Source organism: Prosthecobacter sp. (assembly GCF_049294395.1).
GTDB lineage: Bacteria > Verrucomicrobiota > Verrucomicrobiia > Verrucomicrobiales > Verrucomicrobiaceae > Prosthecobacter.
The window spans coordinates 1-19679 of sequence record NZ_JBAQCR010000122.1; the positions used below are offsets into that span (position 1 = coordinate 1).

Here is a 19679-nt window from a genome sequence, read left to right on the forward strand (position 1 = left end):
TGGAGGAATGTGGCTGGTGATCGCTACTGGACATCCTCGGGTGATCTAGCAGCCAAACAACTCGCTGTTCCTGTCATCCAAAGAATCGAGCGTCTGTTTCCCTGACGCTTTCAACCCCAAACCCAAACACCACCACCATGATTGCAAACCTCGATCCTCACCCGGTCATCGCTACACGTAAAACACCCAACCTCATTCTCCACTGTGGCGCTCAAAACGTCGAACTGGATGATGTGCGTAAAGTCAAAACACCACGCTCCACAAATAGCTGGTGTCCCATCCCGCATCACCAGCTCATCAGCCAGGTTCAAAACACCCTGAAGACCACAAACTTGCGTATCGGCACTCAAGCGCACTCTCTGTCGCATGAAGGTCAACGCTATTTTGGTCTGATGGAAATCCATGCACAGAAATCTAGTGATGATTATTGCTGGGTTCTGGGTCTTCGTAACAGCCACGACAAAACGTTCCCTGCTGGTATTGTCGCAGGAGCCAGTGTCTTCGTTTGCGATAATCTCTCGTTTTCAGGCGAGATTAAATTCGCTCGCAAACACACCCGGTTCATCGTTCGTGACCTGCCGCAATTGGTGTCACGCTCGATTGGTCTCCTGCTCACCAAATGGCATGATCAAGACAAACGCATCGCCGCCTACAAAGAAGCAGAGATCAGTGACATCGAAGCGCATGACCTGATCATTCGCGCTACTGATGTCGGGGTGTGTTCCAACCGACTGATTCCTCCGGTGCTCAGTGAATGGCGCGAACCCAGACACGATGCATTTGAAGGGAGGAATGTGTGGTCGCTATTCAATGCGTTCACCGAATCTCTGAAAGATGGAAATCTGTCAGAGCTGCCCAAGCGCACAGAAGCTCTTCATGGGTTGCTGGATACGCATGTGGGGTTGAGTGCGTGAGAAGGGAAGAGTCTCTGTTGTCGCCTTTGGCTTGAACAGGGACTCTTTTCTTTAGCTCCAACCCGAGGAATGTGCTTGTTGCCGTGTTGCAAATCCGGCAGGTAGTAATAACTATTTTGGCCCGACACCATTCAAAACCTTATAGTTGGCTGATGCCTTTTAACACCAAATGGATTACTTCATCAGCAAATGGAGAATTAAAAAGCCTCGAATTTTCTTCATTGCTCAAACCGTTTCGAAGTTCAGCATTCATTACTGCATCGAGTGAATGTAGATAGAGCTTCTCATAGTCCACCCCTCTCGAAGCAGCAAAATGCATCATATCCTTAAGTCCAGGATTGTTTTCTGACTGCCAAGCTAAGCTCAAATTTTCTGGCACTACTTTCTCGACAATCATTCGGCATACGCTTTGAGTCACGCCGCCAAAACCTCCAATCAGGAAAACCGGCTTCGCTATCTCGACAGCAAGGGCAATCTCTTCCAACACCCCAGGCATCCTGCCCTTGTAACCCGTTAACCTTCCTCCGGCGGAAATGCGGAAGTCACAGCTTTTAATCATTTCATTCCGCATCTCAGTGAGGGACCTGCTCCAGACGAATGAACTCGTTTTGTCCGAAGGTTTCAAGAATTCGGTGGTAGAAGCAACGAGGTCACACACATCCTCAGGAATGTTGTGCTCGATCATGGTTGCTACCTTTCGGTGTTTGGCCTTCCAGTTCCGAAGGTCATTCGGGTCAGCAAGATGGATCGGCCACGCTATGTGATTGCTAAGATGCACTTTGACACTTTTCAGCCTGCTCTGCAATGCATGCCCTTCTTGAAATAAGAACTCCGTAAACCCTCCTGGCCTCAAGTCTCCTCCATAAATCAACTCGGCTCCGTAGCCCAGTGCATAACGGGCTACGTCCTGAATCAAGAGTCCGAGATGTTGGGAGGTTTGACCAATGTTTAGTAGTTCAAGGTCCGGCGGTTCTGAAATGGAAACCCCCACTTTCTTAGTGGATAGATCAAGCTTTACACTTGTGAGTGGCGTGAAGGGTTTGAGTCCGAACTTCTCGAAGTGTCTAGCCTCCTCTGCATAAATTGGAGGGTCAGGGTAGATGAAATCCAAACAACTATCCTCTTCTTCATCAATTTTTTCAGCCATGCGAGCCAAAACGCAGGCTTCTGGGGGTCTCGCGGATAGGAATGCATCGGCTGGAAACCAACCAGCCGTGCGATACTCAGAGAGAGCTTGTCTGGAATAAAAGAAGCGAATCGATTCCAACAGGGCTGCCTGAAGAATGGAGAGAAGGTGTACTTCGTTTATCTGATGTTCTGCTTCAACCGGAATTCGGATGGCTGGCAAATTTGCTCCCAAAGGAAACCGACGATCTTCAAATTTTCCGATCAGATCGACTGCGATAATTGGACGATCTGAGTCTTTCGCCGCGAGGATTTCCCGCTGGCACCAATAGCGCGAGGAATATGAATCTGAATGAATCGCGAGTAGAGTGGAGTCAGCGATGTGAGCGAGAATCTCAGCTTCGAATTCGTAGCCTGCTGCAATATCGGTAGCATCAAAAAACTCACGCATCGGCCCATTCTCTATAAGCAGTTTCAAAGCTTTCGCTGCCGCCACCCCCTGTGCGCCGTCCTTCGCATGGCTCAAGAACAATTTCAAAGCGCTGTCTTTGCCTCGCTCAAGTTTGGTTCGAGACTCATTAAGGCCGTAGCGGTATATTTCGTGAAAAATGGCTATGTAGGTCCGCTCCTTGAATGTCTCTTTCGGAAACTCATATGTCCTAATAAAGTTCACATTTGCGATGCCGTCGCTAAAATTAAAGGCCGTATTATCAAGCGCGATCGGAACCACATCGCCCCCTCCGGTTTTGGCTAGCGCTTGAAGGTATTGGACCCACCGCTCGTCGCTCATGCAGTTCTTTCCAATAAAGGCTAAAATGATGGACCGCCTTGAATTCACTTCAATGCCATTAGGAATGCCGCCAACTTCGCATGTTCGGATAAAGACTGGAACATTTACTGATCGCGAAAACGGCCTATCAACATCCCGGCGCAGGCACGTGAAGCATTCTTGGAAAATCGGTTCAACTATGTCTCGATCTAGAGGATGCCAGACGAAGAATATCGAGAGCGGAGGGATGTAGCTTTGAGCCGCGATTTCGATGCTTGGATTCATGGTTATAAGCAAACGATCTAGCTTTCTCCCCTCAGCCATTGCCCAAGCTCGGTTCCGGTATTTTCATGGTGGTTAAAAACCATCCAAATGGGATTAGCAAAACTCTTGTGTGCGCCGAAGACGATTCTCGGGTAAAGGCCTAGATACTCTTGTTGTGGCCATTCGGGGTTGATTTGGTTCCCAACATCTGGAAGCAACGCGACATTCTGCAGCTTCTTCTTTTCATCAGCAATGCCCAGTTCCCAAGGAATCCACCGGCTGTTTTTGCTATTTGGAGTGACCAACACGATGAACTTCGAGCACTGTGAAATTCTTTCCTTTAGTTTCAAGCCAGTTTCGGTAGATGTTTTCTGAGGGAGGTCTTTGTCGGCTTTATCGATGTAGACTCTAGCCCCGTGGCGTTCGAGAAAGCCGATTACATTTGGTAAATCCTCCTTGTCTGCTGAGGAGTGCGCCAGAAAGACGCTCGACGCAAAAACGGAGGCGCGCTTTTCAAAAAGGTAGTCTTCAGGTATGATCCCTCTGCTGAAGTTTATAATCTCGGGTTCAGTGCTGCTGAAATATTTCATGTCAGTGGGCTACGGGTTGTAGTTTGAGCGCCTCATAGTCCGACTCAAGTCATATTGACATTCCTCTCGGCCTTGAAAAGTGGCTTCAATGAGGAATGCCAATCGCCGGACGTTTATCTTATCCCATGGCAGTACTGAGATCTTTGCATTTGGTGCGATGAGATTATCAATAATGCGATCTGGCATAAGTGGATAGCGGCGCTCGTATTCGACTCGGTTGTTGATAGTAGTCCAAGACTCACACTCTGGATGGACGACCTCTTTTTCGTTTTCGTGCTTCGCTGTAAACGACGTGCAATTCGTGGACGGTAGATTAATCACCAAAATTCCCGACTTTTTGTTCACCACTCCGTCAAACATACTTGAATACAATTCCCAATCTATGTGCTTTCTGAACCTAGTCTCCGTTCCAACAAGCAAGATAGTCACTGTTGAGTTTTTGAGGTATTCATCTCTAACCTTTTGGCGAATTGTTTGATCTGAGAGATTGTCATCAATATCCCCCGTGTCCACAGACGCATCGATGAAAATATCGTGCTCCTGGTTGAATTGAAGCAGACTTTCTTTGTATGCTTGGTCAAGCCGGTGGTGATAGCTGATAAAGACTTTTCTCTTAGGTGTCGCAATTTCCATGTCCATTGTGCTTGTCATGATCTTGTTTCATGCAGGTGCTGCTATGACAGCACCACTTCCTGTAGAGAGTTAGTTGATCTGGAACATTAAATGATAGTAGTAGGATATGACCTCGGTTGGTTGAGGTCGTATTCCATACAAATTAAATGCCCGCTTCATGTTAATAATTCTGCCATCAGATCAGGGATAGTGCTGATTGTTGCATCAGGGGCAAGAAATTTGTGCGAAAAAGCTGTTCAGCTGCACATCTACTCATCGTCATGTCATGTTTTGATGAGGGCAATGAACCAATCATTTTCGGCTTCGGTGTGTTTGTGATCTGCAGAAATTAGGACGCCTTCTTCACCCGCGACTCAAGCTACCTCCCAACCCCAGGAGGCGTTGAGGCTGGCTTGTTCGAGTAAAACTTTGAGGTGATGGTGGGACTGGTATGTCTCAGACGGCGTTGTGCAGCGTGGATGCCAAACTTGGCGGTAATCCCGGCTCACAACATCTTCATGCGCTCGGTGGGATGGACGGCACAAGCTTCATATGGTGCCTCTGCTTTCGTGCTCATTCTGTAATCATGAATCACGAAGGCCAAAGCTGATGCGCCACCGGACACGTTAACGCCACCCTCTGAATCGTATGACCGGGAAGAAGTGGTGGTGTTGATTGGGCAGGCTCCGCAGGGCAATATCAATCGTCTCGGTAACGGCAAATTCTGGAACCTGGGTGACGCTGAGGACATGCCCGCAGACAGCTTTGAAGGGCGTTTTGCTGGTCTTTTTCCATCCAATCCCTCCGACGATCAAACACGGCAAATGGGAAAGAAGCTGCTTGATGCGATGGGTGTAAAGGTGTGAGCTGCAACAAGTTCCTTGCGAAGCTGGGTAGTGGTTTTAAGAGGCCAGATGGGTTGCCGGAAAAAAATCTCGCAATCAATACGGCCATCCAGCAAAGTGAATCACTGAAACTCTAAATATTAATCCAGCTTCTTATGAAAACGATTCGTGCGCTTCTCATTTTTCTTGCATCTATGCATGTGGTCACTGGTATCCATGCTCAAGAGGCTAAAGAGAGAGTGGTGTCGGAATTGGTTCCTTTGCAGGCTGATTACGACTTGAAATCAAAGGCACAAGTCCTTCAGCCTTATGAAAATGCGGTTTCTGAATTGAACGCGAAGTATTTGGCGAGTCTAGAGAACTCACGTGCTTCTGCACAGAAGACAGGAAAGCTTGATGAAGCACTTGCCTACAAGGCTGAAATCGAAGCCGTCGTCACCACGAAGTCTGTGCCTTCGACGGATGATGCCAACACTCAGGGCGGATTGAAAAAGCTGCGTTCTGCTTATCGTGCAGCTGTGGGGAAACTGTCTCAGGACAGAGATCGCAGATTGCAGCCTTTAAAAGATGCCTATTCCAAGGTGCTGGAACCGCTGCTGGCCCGGTTGACAAAAGAAGGCCGGTTCGAGGATGCTCAGATCGTTAAAACCAAACAGGATCAGCTCAAGCCACTCCCGGCAGGACCGCTCAAGATCGTTGGCAAATGGAACATCACGCAAAGCAACAACGTCAAAGCTGAATGGTCTTTCAATAAGGACTACACTTACAACTATTGGAAAGAAACTGGCAATTTTAGCTACAAGGGCGGAAAGTATCTTCTTGTTCACACCTGGGATTGGGAGATCAAACTGACAGATGACAACACCCTCGATGGAGTATGCACGCGAGGAGAGGTTGGGGTGAAAATTCACGGGGAACGGATCCGCTGATAATGACCTGTTTTGCTGATGTCCTTGCTCGGTTGGATGGACAGCCCGCACAACTTCACTCACGGGGCCTTTATTTTCGGGTATTGGCTTTGAACATCTGGGGTGTCACGACGCAGCCAATGCTGGAAACATCCACTTCTCCCCAGACCCATTTGGAACTGCTCTTGAACGGTAGTAGATAGGGTTCTGCGAATTCACCTTGAACTGCTTTCGCTTGTTTCTTGAAACCTGCAAAATCGGTGGGAGTGAAATCGCTTGCCGTTGGGTCTGTCAAAATTTTGAACGAACCGGATGTAAAGCTGATCATTTGCTTCCTGTCGGTGGACATAAACAAGAGCATAAAGCGACCTTTTCCGAGTGTGTTCTTTAGTTTCACGACAATGCGGTCGCTGGGTTTGAGCTCAAGTTCTGGCGACTCGGACTCGTTAAGGGGGGAATGGTGAAACTGAGCTCCATTAACAAAAATGTCGGCTTCATCGTCCACTGATACAAAGAACTTGCCTTTGACAGCAGGTGCAGTCGCGGGTGTCAATTGCGCCTGGGCTTGCAATCCGAAAACGAAAATCAGAAACGGGAGGATATATTTCATAATGAATTGGCAGGTGATAATAAATGACGAGATAATGCCTAACGGTCAAATCTCTGGCATGCCATTATGCATTGTTCAACTCGAATGAAGAGCGCATGGGTTATCATCAAAGCAGGGAAAGTCCACAGATCTCAGCACAGACCGATCACACCTCCGTCATGAGTGCACGGCCCAAGAGCTGTAATCTATTCAGAGAGAAGGATTCAGGGGTTCTCGATTTGCTCCTGCAACATTTGCCACTCGGCCCTGACCTGTTTAATGCAAGGATCCTGAGACGGCGATGCTCAGCTAACCAAGTTCACAGATTCTTCGCCTTGTCCTTGCCGCTGAGTGCATCCGTGGCCGAGACGTCCCGGACATAAATCCAGTCGTCATGCCCATCTTGTCGGCCAGCCATCATTTTTTTGTCACTGCTTCTGAAGCAGTTGTCACGCATAGACCACGTAAAGCGAACATCTTTCCGGTACACCTTCAGCAGGGCCTTAATGTCCTCATCAGTCATTACCTTGTCGGTGCGGTGAAAAAATTCTAGCACGGTCACATTGTTGCGCAGACTCGCCTGAATCAGATAGCCGTCCTTTTCCCACTCATACTGCTCTGTTTGTGGAATGCGGGGAGAAATCGATTTTCCCTCGCCATAACGCGCTTTGAGTTCGGCCAGGGTCTCGCCAATACGAGCCTGAGAGCAGACCGTGATCGAAAAGAACACACAGAGAATCGTAAACAGTTGTTTCATAATTGAGTTTGAGTTGATGAATTCGCGGACGAAGGATCCTTTCAACCGAATTCCTGTTCCTTGGAGAAAAGGCCTTTATTTTGACTGACAAGCATGGTGTGTCCAGATCAAATTCAAGCAGTCCAGACGAACTGCGATGCACGGGTGTAACGCAGTAAGGGGCCTGGATCGTGGGATTTGAGGCCTCAGTCTTTAGGAAACTGAAGGACAAGTGATGCCCAGACCTCATCCAGCTTCGTCTTGATGATCCGCCTGTGCCGCCGTGTTTGGCCTCATTCCGTCCCTCAACCATGATTTAACGCATTCCTGGCAAGCCTAAACGCTGCACACCATGGCTTTGAGCGATTGAGATGTACAGGGCATTCTGGCTCTGTTAAAATCAGTAAATGATCCCAAATGACCGCTTTCCCTTGCTGCGAGTCATTGGAATTCGGGGGCAACGAAGCCAATAATATTTTCACCGCAATTTGGGCGCTGGGATGAATCCGGGCCCATCGAGCCATGAATGTTTTTAACGAAATTGGCCTTATCCAAGCAAGTTGGCATCTTCTTGATGAGCCTCCTGATCAATGGTTTCTGAATACGTTTTCAGAATCAAAACTCCTCCGTCCTGATGCCCCTGCCACTTGCTGATGGTTTTCACCGCCACACGGCGTTTGAGAGCTCTAATGACGAACATCCGACGCAGTGAACGTGGAGAAAAACTAGGCAATTTGAGACGCTTGCATGCCGTTGCCAGCGCCTTTTTGGGGTCAGAAATTTTGAAGACTTTGTCGGACGGCAAGGCCTCAGGATTTGTCTTTTTTAATTTTTTGAGCAGTGGATGCAGTTTGGGAAAGATTGGGATCTGGAAAGATGACTGCGTTTTGACGCGGAACAGTTTGATGGTCCCTTCCTCAAGACTGATATGCTCGTGTTTGAGCCCTGAAGTCTCGGCTTGGCCAACACCCGCCCTGCCCATGAACTCCAACACATCCCCTGAATCATCCGCATGGTCGGTGAACGGCTGGGCGCGGACTTCGGCCAGAATGGCGTCGAATTCCTCCGGCGTGGGTGCATTGCGAATCACCTTCGGACGGCGCATGGCTTTGACCAACTTCCTGTTCTCCATAGGGGACCTCGTAAGCTTTTTGTTTGCAACCGCGAAGTCAAAAAAGGCAGCCAGCCACTGCCGGGCATGGTTATACTGAGCCACCTTCCCATTCCACTTGCTCAGCCACTGCGTGCATTGGCTCAAATCAACTTTGCGAAGTGCCTGTCGAGAGCCTCCTGGCCAGCTTTTGACCACCTCTGTCACCATCTGCTGATACCGTTTCATGGTCTTTGACTTCCCGGTTCTGCCTAACAGGAACTCTTTCATGTAATCATCCAAGCGGACTTTGTGGGCATCCGGGGCGCTGTTTTCCAACTCGTTGAGGTAATCACGCAGCTTCCTTTTGGCGGCCTCCTTCTCTGTGACTTCGAGGCTTTTGCGGATCAGCTTGCCAGCACGGCGCGCAACGGCATAATAAACCCCGTTGCTCTGATACTGATACAAGCATGGCGCCACCTTCTTCCAAGCCCCCTTCTGGTCTCTCTTTTTCTGTCCTTGCATGCCCAGAATTCTACGAGTATACAAAACCAGTATCAACGGGGAAAATGATCAAGTTGAAAAGCCTGTTTAGATCGTTGATTTTCAATTACTAATGCGTGGATAGCTCAGTGGTAGAGCGGCTCGTTTACACCGAGTTGGTCGGGGGTTCGAATCCCTCTCCGCGCACCATCTTCCGCCTCAACGAGGCCAAACGGAAGAAACCGCATCAGACGGTATGCCCATCATGAGCAACACACGGTGATTCATGCCCACCTCCTGAGCCCTCAAGCCCGGACCGCCCCAAAGATCCTTTCTGAAAAATCTCTGCGGCGTTCCCATCTCTGCGGTGCATCGGCTCAGGCTCCCCTCAGAATCCATTCCTTTGACCACCATTCCTTTGCCGAATCAAAAACCGTCCAAACCTCCCCATCCCTCTCACTTCATCTGCGGCGTCAAATCAGGACATCCTTACAGCGGATAAGGCACCTCTAAAGATCCAGCCTCTGAAATGATTCTACCCCCAATTATTTTACCACAATTCTGTCCTTCGGTGCCCCACCGAGTGCTCTCCCAAGACCGGTTCATTCGTCATTCCCGCTTCACTCGCATCCACTTCCGCGCTTCCATCCCGCTCGCCAGTTCCTTCACCCGCACTTCCCACGTGCCCGGGTCTTCATTCGGCGCCAGGTCCAGTTTGATTTCCACGATGCCATTCTCAGCGGCATAAAACCCGCTCCCTTCCGCAGCTTTCCCGCTCGCATCACGAACATCCACCCGCACCGGAATCACCGCCTTGGTCGGTGCTTCCTGCGTGGTGGTGATGCTGACCGCAATCTTCGCGCTGTTCCCCACCACCGCGTTCTCCGGCACCTCCAGCTTCAAGCCCAGCAGCGGCTTCGGCAGCACCATGAAGATGCGCCCGTCACAAGGGCCCAGGTCGACCGGCCAGCTCATCAAACCGTCGGCACCGCGCTTCGGCACGATGAACTGCGTCCCCGTCAGCTCATACACATTCGCCGATTCCACCTTCAAGCTCACCACCCCGCTCGATGGCACCCCGTTCTCCATCACCAGCCCATGCTGTCCCACGTAATTGCCGAACTCGCGTTGGTCGTTCACCACAAACACATAGGTCGCATCCCCAAACTTCCGCGTGCGCACGATGATCTCCGGATTGTCGCACATCGCTTTCTGCGGCAGCGCAAAGCCGCCCACCGTCTTCGCCATTTCCAGCACCTTCGCCTTGTCCTCATCCGCCTTCTTCACCCGCTTGAAACTCGGCAATAGGAAATCCGCCTTCAGCGCCGGACACAAAAACTCATCCGCCACAATCTTGCCACCCTTCTTCTGCCAGTCCTGAATCCGCGTCACCAACGACTTCGTCAGCACATCGCAATACGGCATGATGAGCACCTTGCGACCGCTCAGCCCATTCTTGAGCAGCGTCTCCTCATACACGATGTCCGTCTGCACATGCGCATGCTGCAGCGCCAGCCACACATCCGCCGCCCAGTCCGTGTTGTTCCCGTAGCTGCCGCGATGCGCAAACATCTGCGACGTGAAGCTCTCCAAAAACGCCACCTCACTCCGCTCATCCGGAATCGCCATCAGCGACGGCCCCAGCGGCTCGATCACATCATGCATCAACTGCTTGAGCACCGGCGCAGTGTTTGAATTCGTGAAGCGATACCCACCCGGACTGTCCGTGGATACCAGCGACTGCCACCCATGATACATGATGCCCTGAATCGGCCGCGCGATCTTCGTCCACAGCGCCTCCTTCAAATGCATCGGCGCGATCGTGATATACGCCGCATCAGGATCATGATCCTGCCACGCCACCACCTCACCCGGCGCCTTGCTGCCTATCGGTGCCGTCTGTGACCGGTACCAGATCAACTGCGTCATCTTCATCACCCGCTGATTCCTCCCCGTCGCTGCACTCATTGCAAACAACTGATCCGCACACATCCCGATCTTCAGCGGATCAGGATAAGTGTAGGTCCAGTGCGAGATCACATCCACACCACCACCCGCCCCGCTGATGCTCGGCTGCCGCACCGCCGGATCAAAGAACGTCCACACCTTGCTGCTCTTCACCCCCTTGTGCAGCGCCGTATGCAGTCCATTCCACCCATCCCCCACCGTCCAGAACCAGCGCAGGTATTTCAAAACAGGATGATCATCCGCGATCACACGATCCACCGGAAAATCCTTCATCTTCGTCCAGTCCACGCCCCACTTGGCCGACACCTCCGCAGGAATCTCCGCCTTCGCAAACTTCTGATAAGCCTCCACATCCACCGCATTGAAACTCACCTGCGTATTGTCCCTCACCTCCGTATCAATCAACGCCGTCGTGAACGCCGGATGATCCCCATACGCCTTCGCCACACTCATGCCCACCACTTGAAAAAAAGAAGCAAAGTCCGGCAGCGATGCACAGATGTCCTGCCGCGCATAAGCCTTCCCATCACGCCCCACCCGCAAATTTTTGTCCTCCTTCTCCAGCGCCGCAGCCGGAGACAAACTCGCAATGACCTCCAGCCCATTCGCCAGCGCCTGATCAAGCATCGCCCGGTTCTTCACGATCACCTCCGGCTTCGCCGGCGGCACAATCTTCTTCTGGTGCCACATCTCACTGTAGTCCGCGCCCAATCCAATGAAGTGCGTGAAGCCAAGATCCTTCACCCGCTCCATCTCCTCACCACTCGCCCCCCACATGATCACCGGCATCCGCTCCGGCACTCGCGCCACGATTTTCAAAGCCGTCGATTGTTCAGTCGCATAATCACCCGTCTCAAACCGCGCCCGCAATTCATAGTCATCCGCCTTGAGCGCCGTGTTGAACAAATATCTGGCCGTAAAACTCTTCCCCATTGCCAGATCCGACACAAGAAACTCCTCCGTTGTCCCACCCAGACTCACCTTGAGCCGCGCCCCCTTCAGCACCTCTCGTTGCAAATTGGTGCAAACGATCTCCACCGGCTTCGCCGTCTCCATCCGCCGCCACACACTGCGCCCTGCCACAATCTGCATCGAGATGCGTTCAAAACTCAGCACCCCCTCACAAACACGTACCTCGTCGATCAACCCCGGAAACCCGCCATAATTGCTCCCCAGCCGGTCCCCAATGCTCAACGGTTTCATTCCCTGCATCACATTGCCAAAACCTGCCAGCTTTGCACCACCCGCAGCCACCCCGTTGCGATAAAATTTTCCATCACCTGCACCATCATACGTAAACGCCACATGCTGCCACACGTCCGTCTCCAGCTTGAACGGCAGCGAGTAAATCGTCTTCGATTGCTCTCCAAATCCCAAAGTTACCCACATTCGCCGCAATCCGCCCTTATCTGCATCCCCAATCTGCCACTGGTAGTCCGTGTGATCGACATACTTCTTGTCCAGCAGGAAGCAGCGCAGCCTCGGCTCAAACGCCGCCTTCGGCTTGATCCACATCTCCAGCGTGAACGCCCCTTTCACAGGCTTCACCGCCACCACCGCCGCATGTCGTTGATCCTCAACCGGAAAACCCGGGAACGACTCCAAAGCCCCGCCAAACTTTCCTTTGGGATTCAAGACCGCCCCATGCAGCGTCACATCCTTGGACTCTTCATCAAATTTCCAAAATCCCAGCACATGAGGTCCCGTGGCGTCTTCTTTGGCATACCCTGTCTCCCAGGTTTCCTGCAGCGAGGAATGCGCAACCCATGGAAAACAAAGTCCTAACAGAAGAAGAAAGCGAACGGATTGGAACATGGCTCACTCATACGCATCATGAGTGCACTTCAATTCACGCCTTCACCGCCCACCGCAGCTTTGCAGGGGCTGCACGTGGATTGTCACGGGTCTCCTGCGAAGTGGGACGAATCACTTCATCATTGGTGGCGCTGAAAATACCGCTGCGCAGCCCTTCGCGGAAGAGATGCTTCACGCGGCGGTCCTCACCCGAGTGGAAGGTGAGAATGCATACACGTGCACCACTGCGCAAACAGGTGGGCAATTGACGCAAAAAAGTGTCAAGCGCGGTAAACTCCTCGTTCACGGCGATGCGCAGGGCCTGGAAAACGCGGCGCACAGTGGCGTCACGGTCCTCCTCATTCACCCGGTGCGGCAGCGCTCGTCGCACGGCTTCGGCCAGTGAACGCGTGGTGGCGTGGTCGGTTTCGGCCAATGTCTGAGCGAGCAGTTTCGCGTGCGGCTCATCCGCATTGTCGCTGAGAATGGCAGTGAACTTTTCAGCACTGAGTTTTTGCAGAAACTCGCGTGCAGAGACACCGCGTTGCGGATTCATGCGCATGTCGAGCGGGCCGTCGTGCTTGAAACTGAACCCACGGGCGGGATTGTCGAACTGCATGGAGGAGCAGCCGAGGTCGGCGAGCAGCACGTCCGCACCATCGCTCCAGCCGAGTTCGCCAAGGGCCCGGGGCAGCCCGGCGAAGTTCATGCGCTTCACGACAAGGGCCGATTCTTCGCAACCGCTGGCACGCAAGCGCGCCTCAGTGCGTACAATTTCCAAAGGATCTTGATCGAGTGCAAGCAGGGTGCCGCCCGGTTGCACGGCTTTGAGCAAGGCTCCGGCATGGCCGCCGTAGCCCAGCGTGCAATCCACGGCGCGTTCGCCGGGCTGGGGTGCAAGAATTTGCATAATCTTGCTCAGCAAAATCGGCACATGCTGACCTGCAGGCGTTTTCCCAGATGCGCGCACCTTTGCAATGGTTTCAGCATAGCGCTCAGGATTGAGCTCCTTGTACTTGTCTTCAAAACGTCGCGGATTCTTGCCAGAATAACGCGGGCGACGGCGATGCGGTGTTGGAATTTCGGCTTCGCTCACAGCTCGTTGTACTTGGCGTTCGATCCACGCGCCTTCGCTACGGGATAGCGCGTTTCATTGCGATCAATCTTGTCGAGCATCGCCTGACCGAGATCCACGCCTAGATTGTGCGCGAGTTCAAAGAGCAGGATAGCCACATCGGCCATTTCGTCCTTCAGTTCCGGCATTTTGTCCTGAACCCTCTGCTCAATCTGCTCCGGCTGCTGCCAGACAAAGTGCTGCAGCAGCTCCCCCGCCTCCGCAGTGATGGCGATGGCTAGCTCTTTTGGGCTGTGAAACTGCATCCAGTCCCGGGCGTCGCGAAACGCACAGATGCGGGCGGTGATTTGTTCGATGCTCATGCAGCATGATGCAGGCACGCGCACGCAGGAGCAACCGGGAAGGCGACAAGATGCGCTCATTCAGTCGCAAGACGTGCTGGACACCGCGACGTAGATTGTAGATGCTCATCCATATGAATATTCACCGCCAATTCGCGCTCGTCGCCTGCCTCGCCGCCTGCACCACCCTTCAAGCCGCCGGAGATGCTCCGGTGGATTTTGTGACACAGATCAAACCAATCCTGGCCGATCGTTGCGTCGAGTGTCACAACTCGGAGACACTGCTGGGAGAGCTCAATTTGCAAACACGTGCACTAGCTTTCAAAAAACGCAAAGCCGGGCCGGTGATTGTGCCGAAGAATGCAGAAAAAAGCATGCTGTATCTCGTGCTGACCCTGCCACCGAAAGACGTAAAGGCCATGCCGGCCACCGGACATCGCATTCCAAAGGATGAAGTGAACCTCATTCGCCAATGGATCACCGAAGGCGCCAACTGGCCGGATGGCAAAGAAGGCGCCATGACGCCAGAGCATAAGAAATCCAAAAAGTAGCAGGTGGGCAGGACAGACGGCTCCCGGCTTGAATAGTGCTTAATCGGGGGTAGGTGCGCCTCCACCATGAAACGCCTGAGCTTCCTGCCGGTCCTCCTATTCACCACGGTCTGCCGACTGCATGCGCTGGAGATTCCGCCTGGAGGGACGGATATTCGTGGCGGATCGCCTTTGGAGGCTTCTGCTTCCAATGCAGCCGGAAAAGCTGAGAATCTGGAGCGAGGGAAGCGCATCACCATCACACAGCCGGATGCGGCCAAGGCCTACGCGGCGCAGTTTACGGCTTCAGTGGCCGAGGGCATCGCGAAGGATGAGCGGGTGCTGGCGATCATCAAGGCGCGGGTCGTCGGCAATGCGGTATCAGGGGAGGTTCAGACGAAGTTGCAGTTGCGTAAAGAACCTTACACTTCGTTTGGCGACAGTGTCGGCGTGGACATCCATCGTGAGTGGACGGAGCAGCCGGTGACTTTTGTTTCCAGCGATGCGATTCAGGCTGGCACGGCTGCCGTCGTGCTGCTGTGCGGACACAAGGAGCAGAGCATCGAGGTCGAAAGCATTCGCGTGCTCAAGTATCCGGCCAGCACCGATGTCAGCCGTTTTCCTCGGGCCAAGATGACCAAGCGAAGCTATCCTGGCCGTGAACCGGATGCACCCTGGCGCAAGGCGGCACTTGAACGCATCGAACAGCACCGCAAGGCAGATCTCTCCATGATTGTCACGGGTGAAGACGGCAAACCGGCGACCAACACGGAGGTGAAACTCACGCTGCATCGTCATGCCTTCGAGTTTGGAACAGCGGTGGTGGCCAAGCGTTTCAGCGGTGAAAGCGAGGACGACAAGCGCTACCGCGAAATCATTGACCGGCTCTTCAGCATCGTGGTGTTTGAGAATGATTTGAAGGATGGCAACTGGTCGCCGGATTTGGATGAGAAACGCAAAGCTCAACGGAATGCGGAGCTGGACCAAGCCTTTGCCTGGCTCGCGGAGCGCCACATTCCTGTGCGGGGACACTACCTGATGCAGGTGGCCACACCGTTCAATCTGCACGACATCAAAGACAGCACGGTCATTCGAGAGCGCACGCTCGCCAGTGTGAAGGAGCGGCTGGAGTTTGTGAAAGACCGCGTGATTGAGTGGGATGTGATCAACCACCCCATCGCCTGGAACGGAGCGGACATGCTGAACAAGCGCCCCGGTCTGGAGCAGCTTGACCGTGACGTTTTCAAACTGGCAAGATCCCTGACCAAGCTGCCTTTTTGTGTGAATGAGGATCAGGTGTTCCGTCCGGGGCCGCAATGTGATGACACTTTCACTTACATTGAGGCACTGAACAAAGCGGGGCTCACCGTCTATGGACTGGGCAATCAGGCGCATTTTGATGAGAGCTACCTGCCGTCTCCGGAGCATCTGCTGGCGGTGACGGATCGCTTTGCCGAGGTGGTGCCGCATCAGTGCATCACCGAGTATGACATCGTGACCACGGAGGATGAGGAACTGGCGGCTGATTACACGCGGGATGTGCTCATCGCGGTGTTCAGCCATCCGGCTTACACCAGCTTTCTGATCTGGGGTTTTTGGGAAGGCTCCCACTGGAAGCCTGCGGCAGCTTCCTGGAACAAGGACTGGAGCATCCGCAAGCGCGGCGAAGTGCTGGAGGAATGGATTGGTCGCAAATGGCACACTGATGTCACTTTGAAAACGAATGCCCAAGGCAGGGTAAAATGGCGCGGATTTCCGGGCTGGTATGAAGTGCAGGCGACAGGCCACAAGCCGGTCATTGCCAAGCCGACCTGGTGAAACAAGTTCCGCGAATATGGTGGTGCGGAATCTTGCAGCTGCGGTCAGCGCCGATTCGCGCTGAATCTTTTTTCATGCGCAACCAACACGGGATGGGTGGGTTTGACGGAAAACAAAACCCCGCTCATGAACACCACGATTCCCCCCTTTCACATCCCGCTCAGCCGTCGCCGTCTGCTGCACAGCCTGCTGCTGACCACCGGCGGGATCATTACCGGCAGTGTGTATGCCGAGGCGCTCACACTGACGCCGCGCGCGACGGAAGGGCCGTATTATCCTGACCACCTGCCACTGGATCAGGACAATGATCTCACGATGATCATCGGTGGGAAAGCCCCTGCGAGCGGGGTCGTGACAGAGTTCGGTGGACGGCTGCTGAATGTGGATGGCAAGCCGATTGAAGATGCGGTGATCGAACTCTGGCAGTCTGACAACAACGGCTGCTACATTCACAGCCGGGGCACGCAGCAAGGCAAGGAGCGCGATCCGCAGTTTCAGGGCTATGGGAAAATCGAAACGAACACCAAGGGTGAATATCGCTTCCGGACCATTCTGCCCGGCCTATACACGGGCCGCACGCTGCACTACCACGTCCGCGTGAAGCAGAACGAAAAAAGCATGCTGACCACGCAGCTGTTCATCGCAGGCATTCCGCAGAATGACCGAGACGGCATTCTGCGCAGCATGGGCACGGAGCAGCAGCGTCTCTCCGTCATTCGCGAGTTCAAACCCATGAGCGCCGAGAGCAGGGAACTCGCCGCCACCTGGGACATTGTGATTGGTCACACGCCCGAAGAGCCGGATCAACGAGGTCGTGGTCCCGGAGGTCCGGGAGGGCCACCGCCGCGCCGTCGTGAAAGTGCGGCAATGGGTGATCGGGATATCCAAGATCTGGTCCTGGGCCCATCACCGTTCTAACCAGGCCTGCCTGTGCGTGTCAGACAGAAGCTGGTCCACGAACTTGGGCAGCTCAACAGACACAGGGCCGATGACGCGCTCACGGAACTGGCGTGAGATCTCGGTGCTTTCGATGTTGAATTCCACGAGGCGGCAGGAACGGTTTTGCGCAGCTATCTGTGCAAAGCCAGCGGCGGGATAGACCAAGCCGGATGTGCCGATGCAGAGAAAAATATCTGCGCTCTTCAAGGCGTTCATGATGGTCTCCATCTCGAAGGGCATTTCGCCAAACCAGACAATGTGCGGGCGCATGCCGCCGATCTCGCCACAGGCACGGCAGCGTGTGCCGGATGACAAGTCTTTGGTCCAGGACAGTACAGCGCCGCAGAGTTCACAGCGGGCCTTGAGGAGCTCGCCGTGCATGTGGATGAGTTTTTCACTGCCAGCGCGTTCATGCAGATCGTCCACGTTTTGGGTGACGAGGAGAAACCCGCCCTGCCATTCGCGCTCCAGACGGGCGAGAGCGAGATGACCTGCATTGGGCTCCACAGTGCTCAGCGCGGCACGACGCAGGTTGTAAAAGTGATGAACGAGTTCGGGATCGCGTGCGAAACCTTCGGGCGAGGCCACCTCCTCAATGCGATGACCTTCCCAAAGTCCATCTGCTCCGCGAAACGTCGGCACGCCGGATTCGGCGGACATGCCCGCGCCGGTGAGCACGACGATGTTTCGCTCCGCACTCATTTTTTCGGCTGACGCTGCCGGACGCATTCAAACAAACACACGCCGGTGGCGACGGAGACATTGAGGCATTCGACTTTGCCGCCCATGGGAATCTTGACGAGGAAGTCGCAGTGCTCGCTGGTGAGGCGGCGCATACCGGGGCCTTCAGCGCCCATGACGATGCCGATGCCGCCTTTGAGATCGAGATCGTAGAGGCTCTTCGTGGCTTCATCGGCAGTGCCGACGAGCCAGATGCCGAGCTCTTTGAGCTTGTCCATGGCGCGGACGAGGTTGGTGACGCGGATGAGGGGGATGTTTTCCGCACCGCCACAGGCCACGCGGACGACGGTCTCGGTGATGGGTGCGGTTTTGTCCTTGGGCATGATCACGGCGCAGACACCTGCGGCATCAGCAGTGCGAAGGCAGGCGCCGAGATTGTGCGGGTCCTGAACGCAGTCGAGGATCAGGACGAGGGGGCTGGTCTTGCCTTCGAGAATGGCGGGAATGTCTCCTTCTTCATAGACACGCACGTGGTTGTCAGAACGGGAGTGGCGGTTCTGGCGGGCGACGGGTTGTTCGGGACGGTTGGGGCGCATGTGTTTCCCGATAGTGTGCCGTGAATGGGGGTTTGGCAAAATGATAGAAGCGGCAGCTTGCAGGCTGTGTGAACTGGCGGGAGGAGTTTGGCATGAAGACAATCCTCAAGCGCTGGTGGGTGTGGCTCGCTGTTTTGGCCGTGGCGGGGCTTGGCTTCGTGTTTGGCTGCGAGTGGTGGGTCGAGGGAAGCGCGGAAGGCCGGTGCTTTGATGCGGTGGAGGGGGTGCCCTCTGCGCCTGTGGCGGTGGTGCTGGGCACGTCAGCAAGACTTGCTGACGGCAGGGCCAATCTCTTCTTTCTCCCACGCATGGAGGCTGCGGCGGCTTTGTTTAAAGCAGGCAGGGTGAAGGCACTGATCGTTAGCGGTGACAACGGTGCACAAGGCTATGATGAGCCCACGGACATGAAGCGAGTGCTGATGCAGATGGGAGTGCCGGCGGAGAAGGTGGTGTGCGACTATGCCGGATTCCGCACGCTGGATTCGGTGGTGCGGGCCAAAGAGGTCTTTGGTCAGCAGCGCGTGATTTTTGTTTCACAGCGATTTCACAATGCGCGGGCCATTTATCTGGCGCAGGCGTTTGGAATCGAAGCTTACGGCATGGATGCCAAGGATGTGCCCGTGACACTTTCTGTGAAGACTTTTTTGCGGGAGAAACTGGCCTGCGTCAAAGCGGTGCTGGATGTGAATGTGCTCGGCACCCAGCCGAGGTTTCTTGGTGAGAAGGTGATCGTGCCGTTGGAATAATACCATGACCCGGCAAAGGCTGGTCTGCTGATGGAGGGATGATCATCTTGATCGCCACCCGGTGCGCTTGAGATGTTCGTACACGCTGGACGTTGTGAGAGCGTGAGGGATCGGGACGATCCCTCTCCTCCAGAGCGCTGACGCGTTCGCAGAGCTTCTGCGTAGCGTTTTGTGGCGGCTACGAAGTGCTGCTGTTTTTCGCGTGTCTCGTGGTGTGAGTGATGCCATCAACAGTTGAAAAGGAGTCTGGGAGCGCTGTGGTGAAA

Annotated in this window: 18 protein-coding genes and 1 tRNA gene; 8 read left to right on the forward strand and 11 right to left on the reverse strand. The window is 53.9% G+C overall.

Translation table 11 applies throughout. The features are described from left to right. Positions 1–137: 137 nt before the first annotated feature. Positions 138–914 (forward strand): DUF932 domain-containing protein, encoded by a 777-nt coding sequence (locus WAW39_RS07655; RefSeq protein ID WP_422317433.1) that lies wholly within the window; start codon positions 138–140, stop codon positions 912–914. A gap of 139 nt (positions 915–1053) precedes the next feature. Here WAW39_RS07655 and WAW39_RS07660 read toward each other — a convergent pair whose 3' ends face one another. The 3 genes from WAW39_RS07660 to WAW39_RS07670 are packed head-to-tail and all read right to left on the reverse strand — an operon-like array spanning position 1054 to position 4313. After that, a complete protein-coding gene (locus tag WAW39_RS07660) occupies positions 1054–3093 on the reverse strand; it encodes a hypothetical protein (RefSeq protein WP_422317435.1) in 2040 nt (679 codons plus the stop codon). Positions 3094–3110: 17 nt separating this feature from the next. After that, positions 3111–3662, reverse strand: coding sequence for a toll/interleukin-1 receptor domain-containing protein (locus tag WAW39_RS07665; RefSeq protein ID WP_422317437.1), 552 nt, complete (start codon positions 3660–3662; stop codon positions 3111–3113). Positions 3663–3671: 9 nt separating this feature from the next. Beyond that, complete coding sequence (locus WAW39_RS07670) at positions 3672–4313, reverse strand: TIR domain-containing protein (protein WP_422317439.1); 642 nt, start codon at positions 4311–4313, stop codon at positions 3672–3674. 623 nt (positions 4314–4936) lie between these two features. On the opposite strand from WAW39_RS07670, the gene WAW39_RS07675 reads away from it, so the two are divergent. Next, positions 4937–5140 carry a hypothetical protein gene (locus tag WAW39_RS07675; protein WP_422317441.1) on the forward strand — a complete coding sequence of 68 codons (204 nt, stop codon included), beginning with the start codon at positions 4937–4939 and terminating at the stop codon, positions 5138–5140. A 134-nt stretch (positions 5141–5274) separates the two neighbouring features. Further along, complete coding sequence (locus WAW39_RS07680) at positions 5275–6048, forward strand: lipocalin family protein (RefSeq protein WP_422317443.1); 774 nt, start codon at positions 5275–5277, stop codon at positions 6046–6048. A gap of 70 nt (positions 6049–6118) precedes the next feature. Here WAW39_RS07680 and WAW39_RS07685 read toward each other — a convergent pair whose 3' ends face one another. The 3 genes from WAW39_RS07685 to WAW39_RS07695 all read right to left on the reverse strand — a co-directional run bounded on the left by WAW39_RS07685 (position 6119) and on the right by WAW39_RS07695 (position 8967). Then, positions 6119–6637 (reverse strand): hypothetical protein, encoded by a 519-nt coding sequence (locus WAW39_RS07685; RefSeq protein ID WP_422317445.1) that lies wholly within the window; start codon positions 6635–6637, stop codon positions 6119–6121. A 298-nt stretch (positions 6638–6935) separates the two neighbouring features. Beyond that, complete coding sequence (locus WAW39_RS07690; protein WP_422317447.1) at positions 6936–7373, reverse strand: hypothetical protein; 438 nt, start codon at positions 7371–7373, stop codon at positions 6936–6938. Between the two features lie 526 nt (positions 7374–7899). After that, entirely contained in the window at positions 7900–8967 is a 1068-nt protein-coding gene (locus tag WAW39_RS07695) for a tyrosine-type recombinase/integrase (RefSeq protein WP_422317449.1), read from the reverse strand. A 93-nt stretch (positions 8968–9060) separates the two neighbouring features. On the opposite strand from WAW39_RS07695, the gene WAW39_RS07700 reads away from it, so the two are divergent. Next, positions 9061–9135 (forward strand) — tRNA-Val (locus tag WAW39_RS07700). A gap of 399 nt (positions 9136–9534) precedes the next feature. Here the strand turns inward: WAW39_RS07700 and WAW39_RS07705 are convergent. The 3 genes from WAW39_RS07705 to WAW39_RS07715 are packed head-to-tail and all read right to left on the reverse strand — an operon-like array spanning position 9535 to position 14124. Next, complete coding sequence (locus WAW39_RS07705; protein WP_422317451.1) at positions 9535–12708, reverse strand: LamG domain-containing protein; 3174 nt, start codon at positions 12706–12708, stop codon at positions 9535–9537. Positions 12709–12742: 34 nt separating this feature from the next. Beyond that, positions 12743–13783, reverse strand: a complete 1041-nt coding sequence (rsmH, locus tag WAW39_RS07710) for a 16S rRNA (cytosine(1402)-N(4))-methyltransferase RsmH (RefSeq protein WP_422317453.1) — start codon at positions 13781–13783, stop codon at positions 12743–12745. Further along, positions 13780–14124: a nucleotide pyrophosphohydrolase gene (locus tag WAW39_RS07715; protein ID WP_422317455.1), complete on the reverse strand. Its 345-nt coding sequence runs from the start codon at positions 14122–14124 to the stop codon at positions 13780–13782. The genes rsmH and WAW39_RS07715 overlap by 4 nt, the downstream gene beginning before the upstream one ends. Before the next feature lie 113 nt (positions 14125–14237). Here WAW39_RS07715 and WAW39_RS07720 point away from each other — a divergent pair, with 113 nt between their 5' ends. From WAW39_RS07720 to WAW39_RS07730, 3 genes are all read left to right on the forward strand, one after another. Beyond that, the gene (locus tag WAW39_RS07720; protein ID WP_422317457.1) at positions 14238–14654 is read left to right on the forward strand and encodes a c-type cytochrome domain-containing protein; all 417 of its coding nucleotides are present in this window, start codon (positions 14238–14240) and stop codon (positions 14652–14654) included. A gap of 66 nt (positions 14655–14720) precedes the next feature. After that, the gene (locus WAW39_RS07725) at positions 14721–16451 is read left to right on the forward strand and encodes an endo-1,4-beta-xylanase (RefSeq protein WP_422317459.1); all 1731 of its coding nucleotides are present in this window, start codon (positions 14721–14723) and stop codon (positions 16449–16451) included. A 126-nt stretch (positions 16452–16577) separates the two neighbouring features. Then, a complete protein-coding gene (locus tag WAW39_RS07730) occupies positions 16578–17369 on the forward strand; it encodes an intradiol ring-cleavage dioxygenase (RefSeq protein WP_422317461.1) in 792 nt (263 codons plus the stop codon). On the opposite strand, the gene WAW39_RS07735 is transcribed toward WAW39_RS07730, so the two are convergent. Together WAW39_RS07735 and rlmB are read right to left on the reverse strand one after the other, a co-directional pair. Beyond that, on the reverse strand, positions 17358–18092 hold the full coding sequence (locus WAW39_RS07735) for an NAD-dependent deacylase (protein WP_422317463.1): 735 nt from the start codon (positions 18090–18092) through the stop codon (positions 17358–17360). The two genes, WAW39_RS07730 and WAW39_RS07735, sit on opposite strands and share 12 nt — an antisense overlap. Beyond that, positions 18089–18667, reverse strand: coding sequence for a 23S rRNA (guanosine(2251)-2'-O)-methyltransferase RlmB (gene rlmB, locus WAW39_RS07740; protein WP_422317465.1), 579 nt, complete (start codon positions 18665–18667; stop codon positions 18089–18091). The genes WAW39_RS07735 and rlmB overlap by 4 nt, the downstream gene beginning before the upstream one ends. 92 nt (positions 18668–18759) lie before the next feature. Here rlmB and WAW39_RS07745 point away from each other — a divergent pair, with 92 nt between their 5' ends. Continuing rightward, positions 18760–19413, forward strand: a complete 654-nt coding sequence (locus WAW39_RS07745) for a SanA/YdcF family protein (protein WP_422317467.1) — start codon at positions 18760–18762, stop codon at positions 19411–19413. Positions 19414–19679: the final 266 nt, after the last annotated feature.

Coding starts and splice junctions, on each gene's coding strand:
- WAW39_RS07655 (WP_422317433.1), top strand. CDS start 138: ATGATTGCAAACCTCGATCCTCACCCGGTCATCGCTACACGTAAAACA.
- WAW39_RS07720 (WP_422317457.1), top strand. CDS start 14,238: ATGAATATTCACCGCCAATTCGCGCTCGTCGCCTGCCTCGCCGCCTGC.
- WAW39_RS07715 (WP_422317455.1), bottom strand. CDS start 14,124: ATGAGCATCGAACAAATCACCGCCCGCATCTGTGCGTTTCGCGACGCC.
- WAW39_RS07665 (WP_422317437.1), bottom strand. CDS start 3,662: ATGAAATATTTCAGCAGCACTGAACCCGAGATTATAAACTTCAGCAGA.
- WAW39_RS07670 (WP_422317439.1), bottom strand. CDS start 4,313: ATGACAAGCACAATGGACATGGAAATTGCGACACCTAAGAGAAAAGTC.
- WAW39_RS07685 (WP_422317445.1), bottom strand. CDS start 6,637: ATGAAATATATCCTCCCGTTTCTGATTTTCGTTTTCGGATTGCAAGCC.
- WAW39_RS07735 (WP_422317463.1), bottom strand. CDS start 18,092: ATGAGTGCGGAGCGAAACATCGTCGTGCTCACCGGCGCGGGCATGTCC.
- WAW39_RS07690 (WP_422317447.1), bottom strand. CDS start 7,373: ATGAAACAACTGTTTACGATTCTCTGTGTGTTCTTTTCGATCACGGTC.
- WAW39_RS07745 (WP_422317467.1), top strand. CDS start 18,760: ATGAAGACAATCCTCAAGCGCTGGTGGGTGTGGCTCGCTGTTTTGGCC.
- WAW39_RS07725 (WP_422317459.1), top strand. CDS start 14,721: ATGAAACGCCTGAGCTTCCTGCCGGTCCTCCTATTCACCACGGTCTGC.
- WAW39_RS07705 (WP_422317451.1), bottom strand. CDS start 12,708: ATGTTCCAATCCGTTCGCTTTCTTCTTCTGTTAGGACTTTGTTTTCCA.
- WAW39_RS07730 (WP_422317461.1), top strand. CDS start 16,578: ATGAACACCACGATTCCCCCCTTTCACATCCCGCTCAGCCGTCGCCGT.
- WAW39_RS07695 (WP_422317449.1), bottom strand. CDS start 8,967: ATGCAAGGACAGAAAAAGAGAGACCAGAAGGGGGCTTGGAAGAAGGTG.
- WAW39_RS07680 (WP_422317443.1), top strand. CDS start 5,275: ATGAAAACGATTCGTGCGCTTCTCATTTTTCTTGCATCTATGCATGTG.
- rlmB (WP_422317465.1), bottom strand. CDS start 18,667: ATGCGCCCCAACCGTCCCGAACAACCCGTCGCCCGCCAGAACCGCCAC.
- WAW39_RS07660 (WP_422317435.1), bottom strand. CDS start 3,093: ATGAATCCAAGCATCGAAATCGCGGCTCAAAGCTACATCCCTCCGCTC.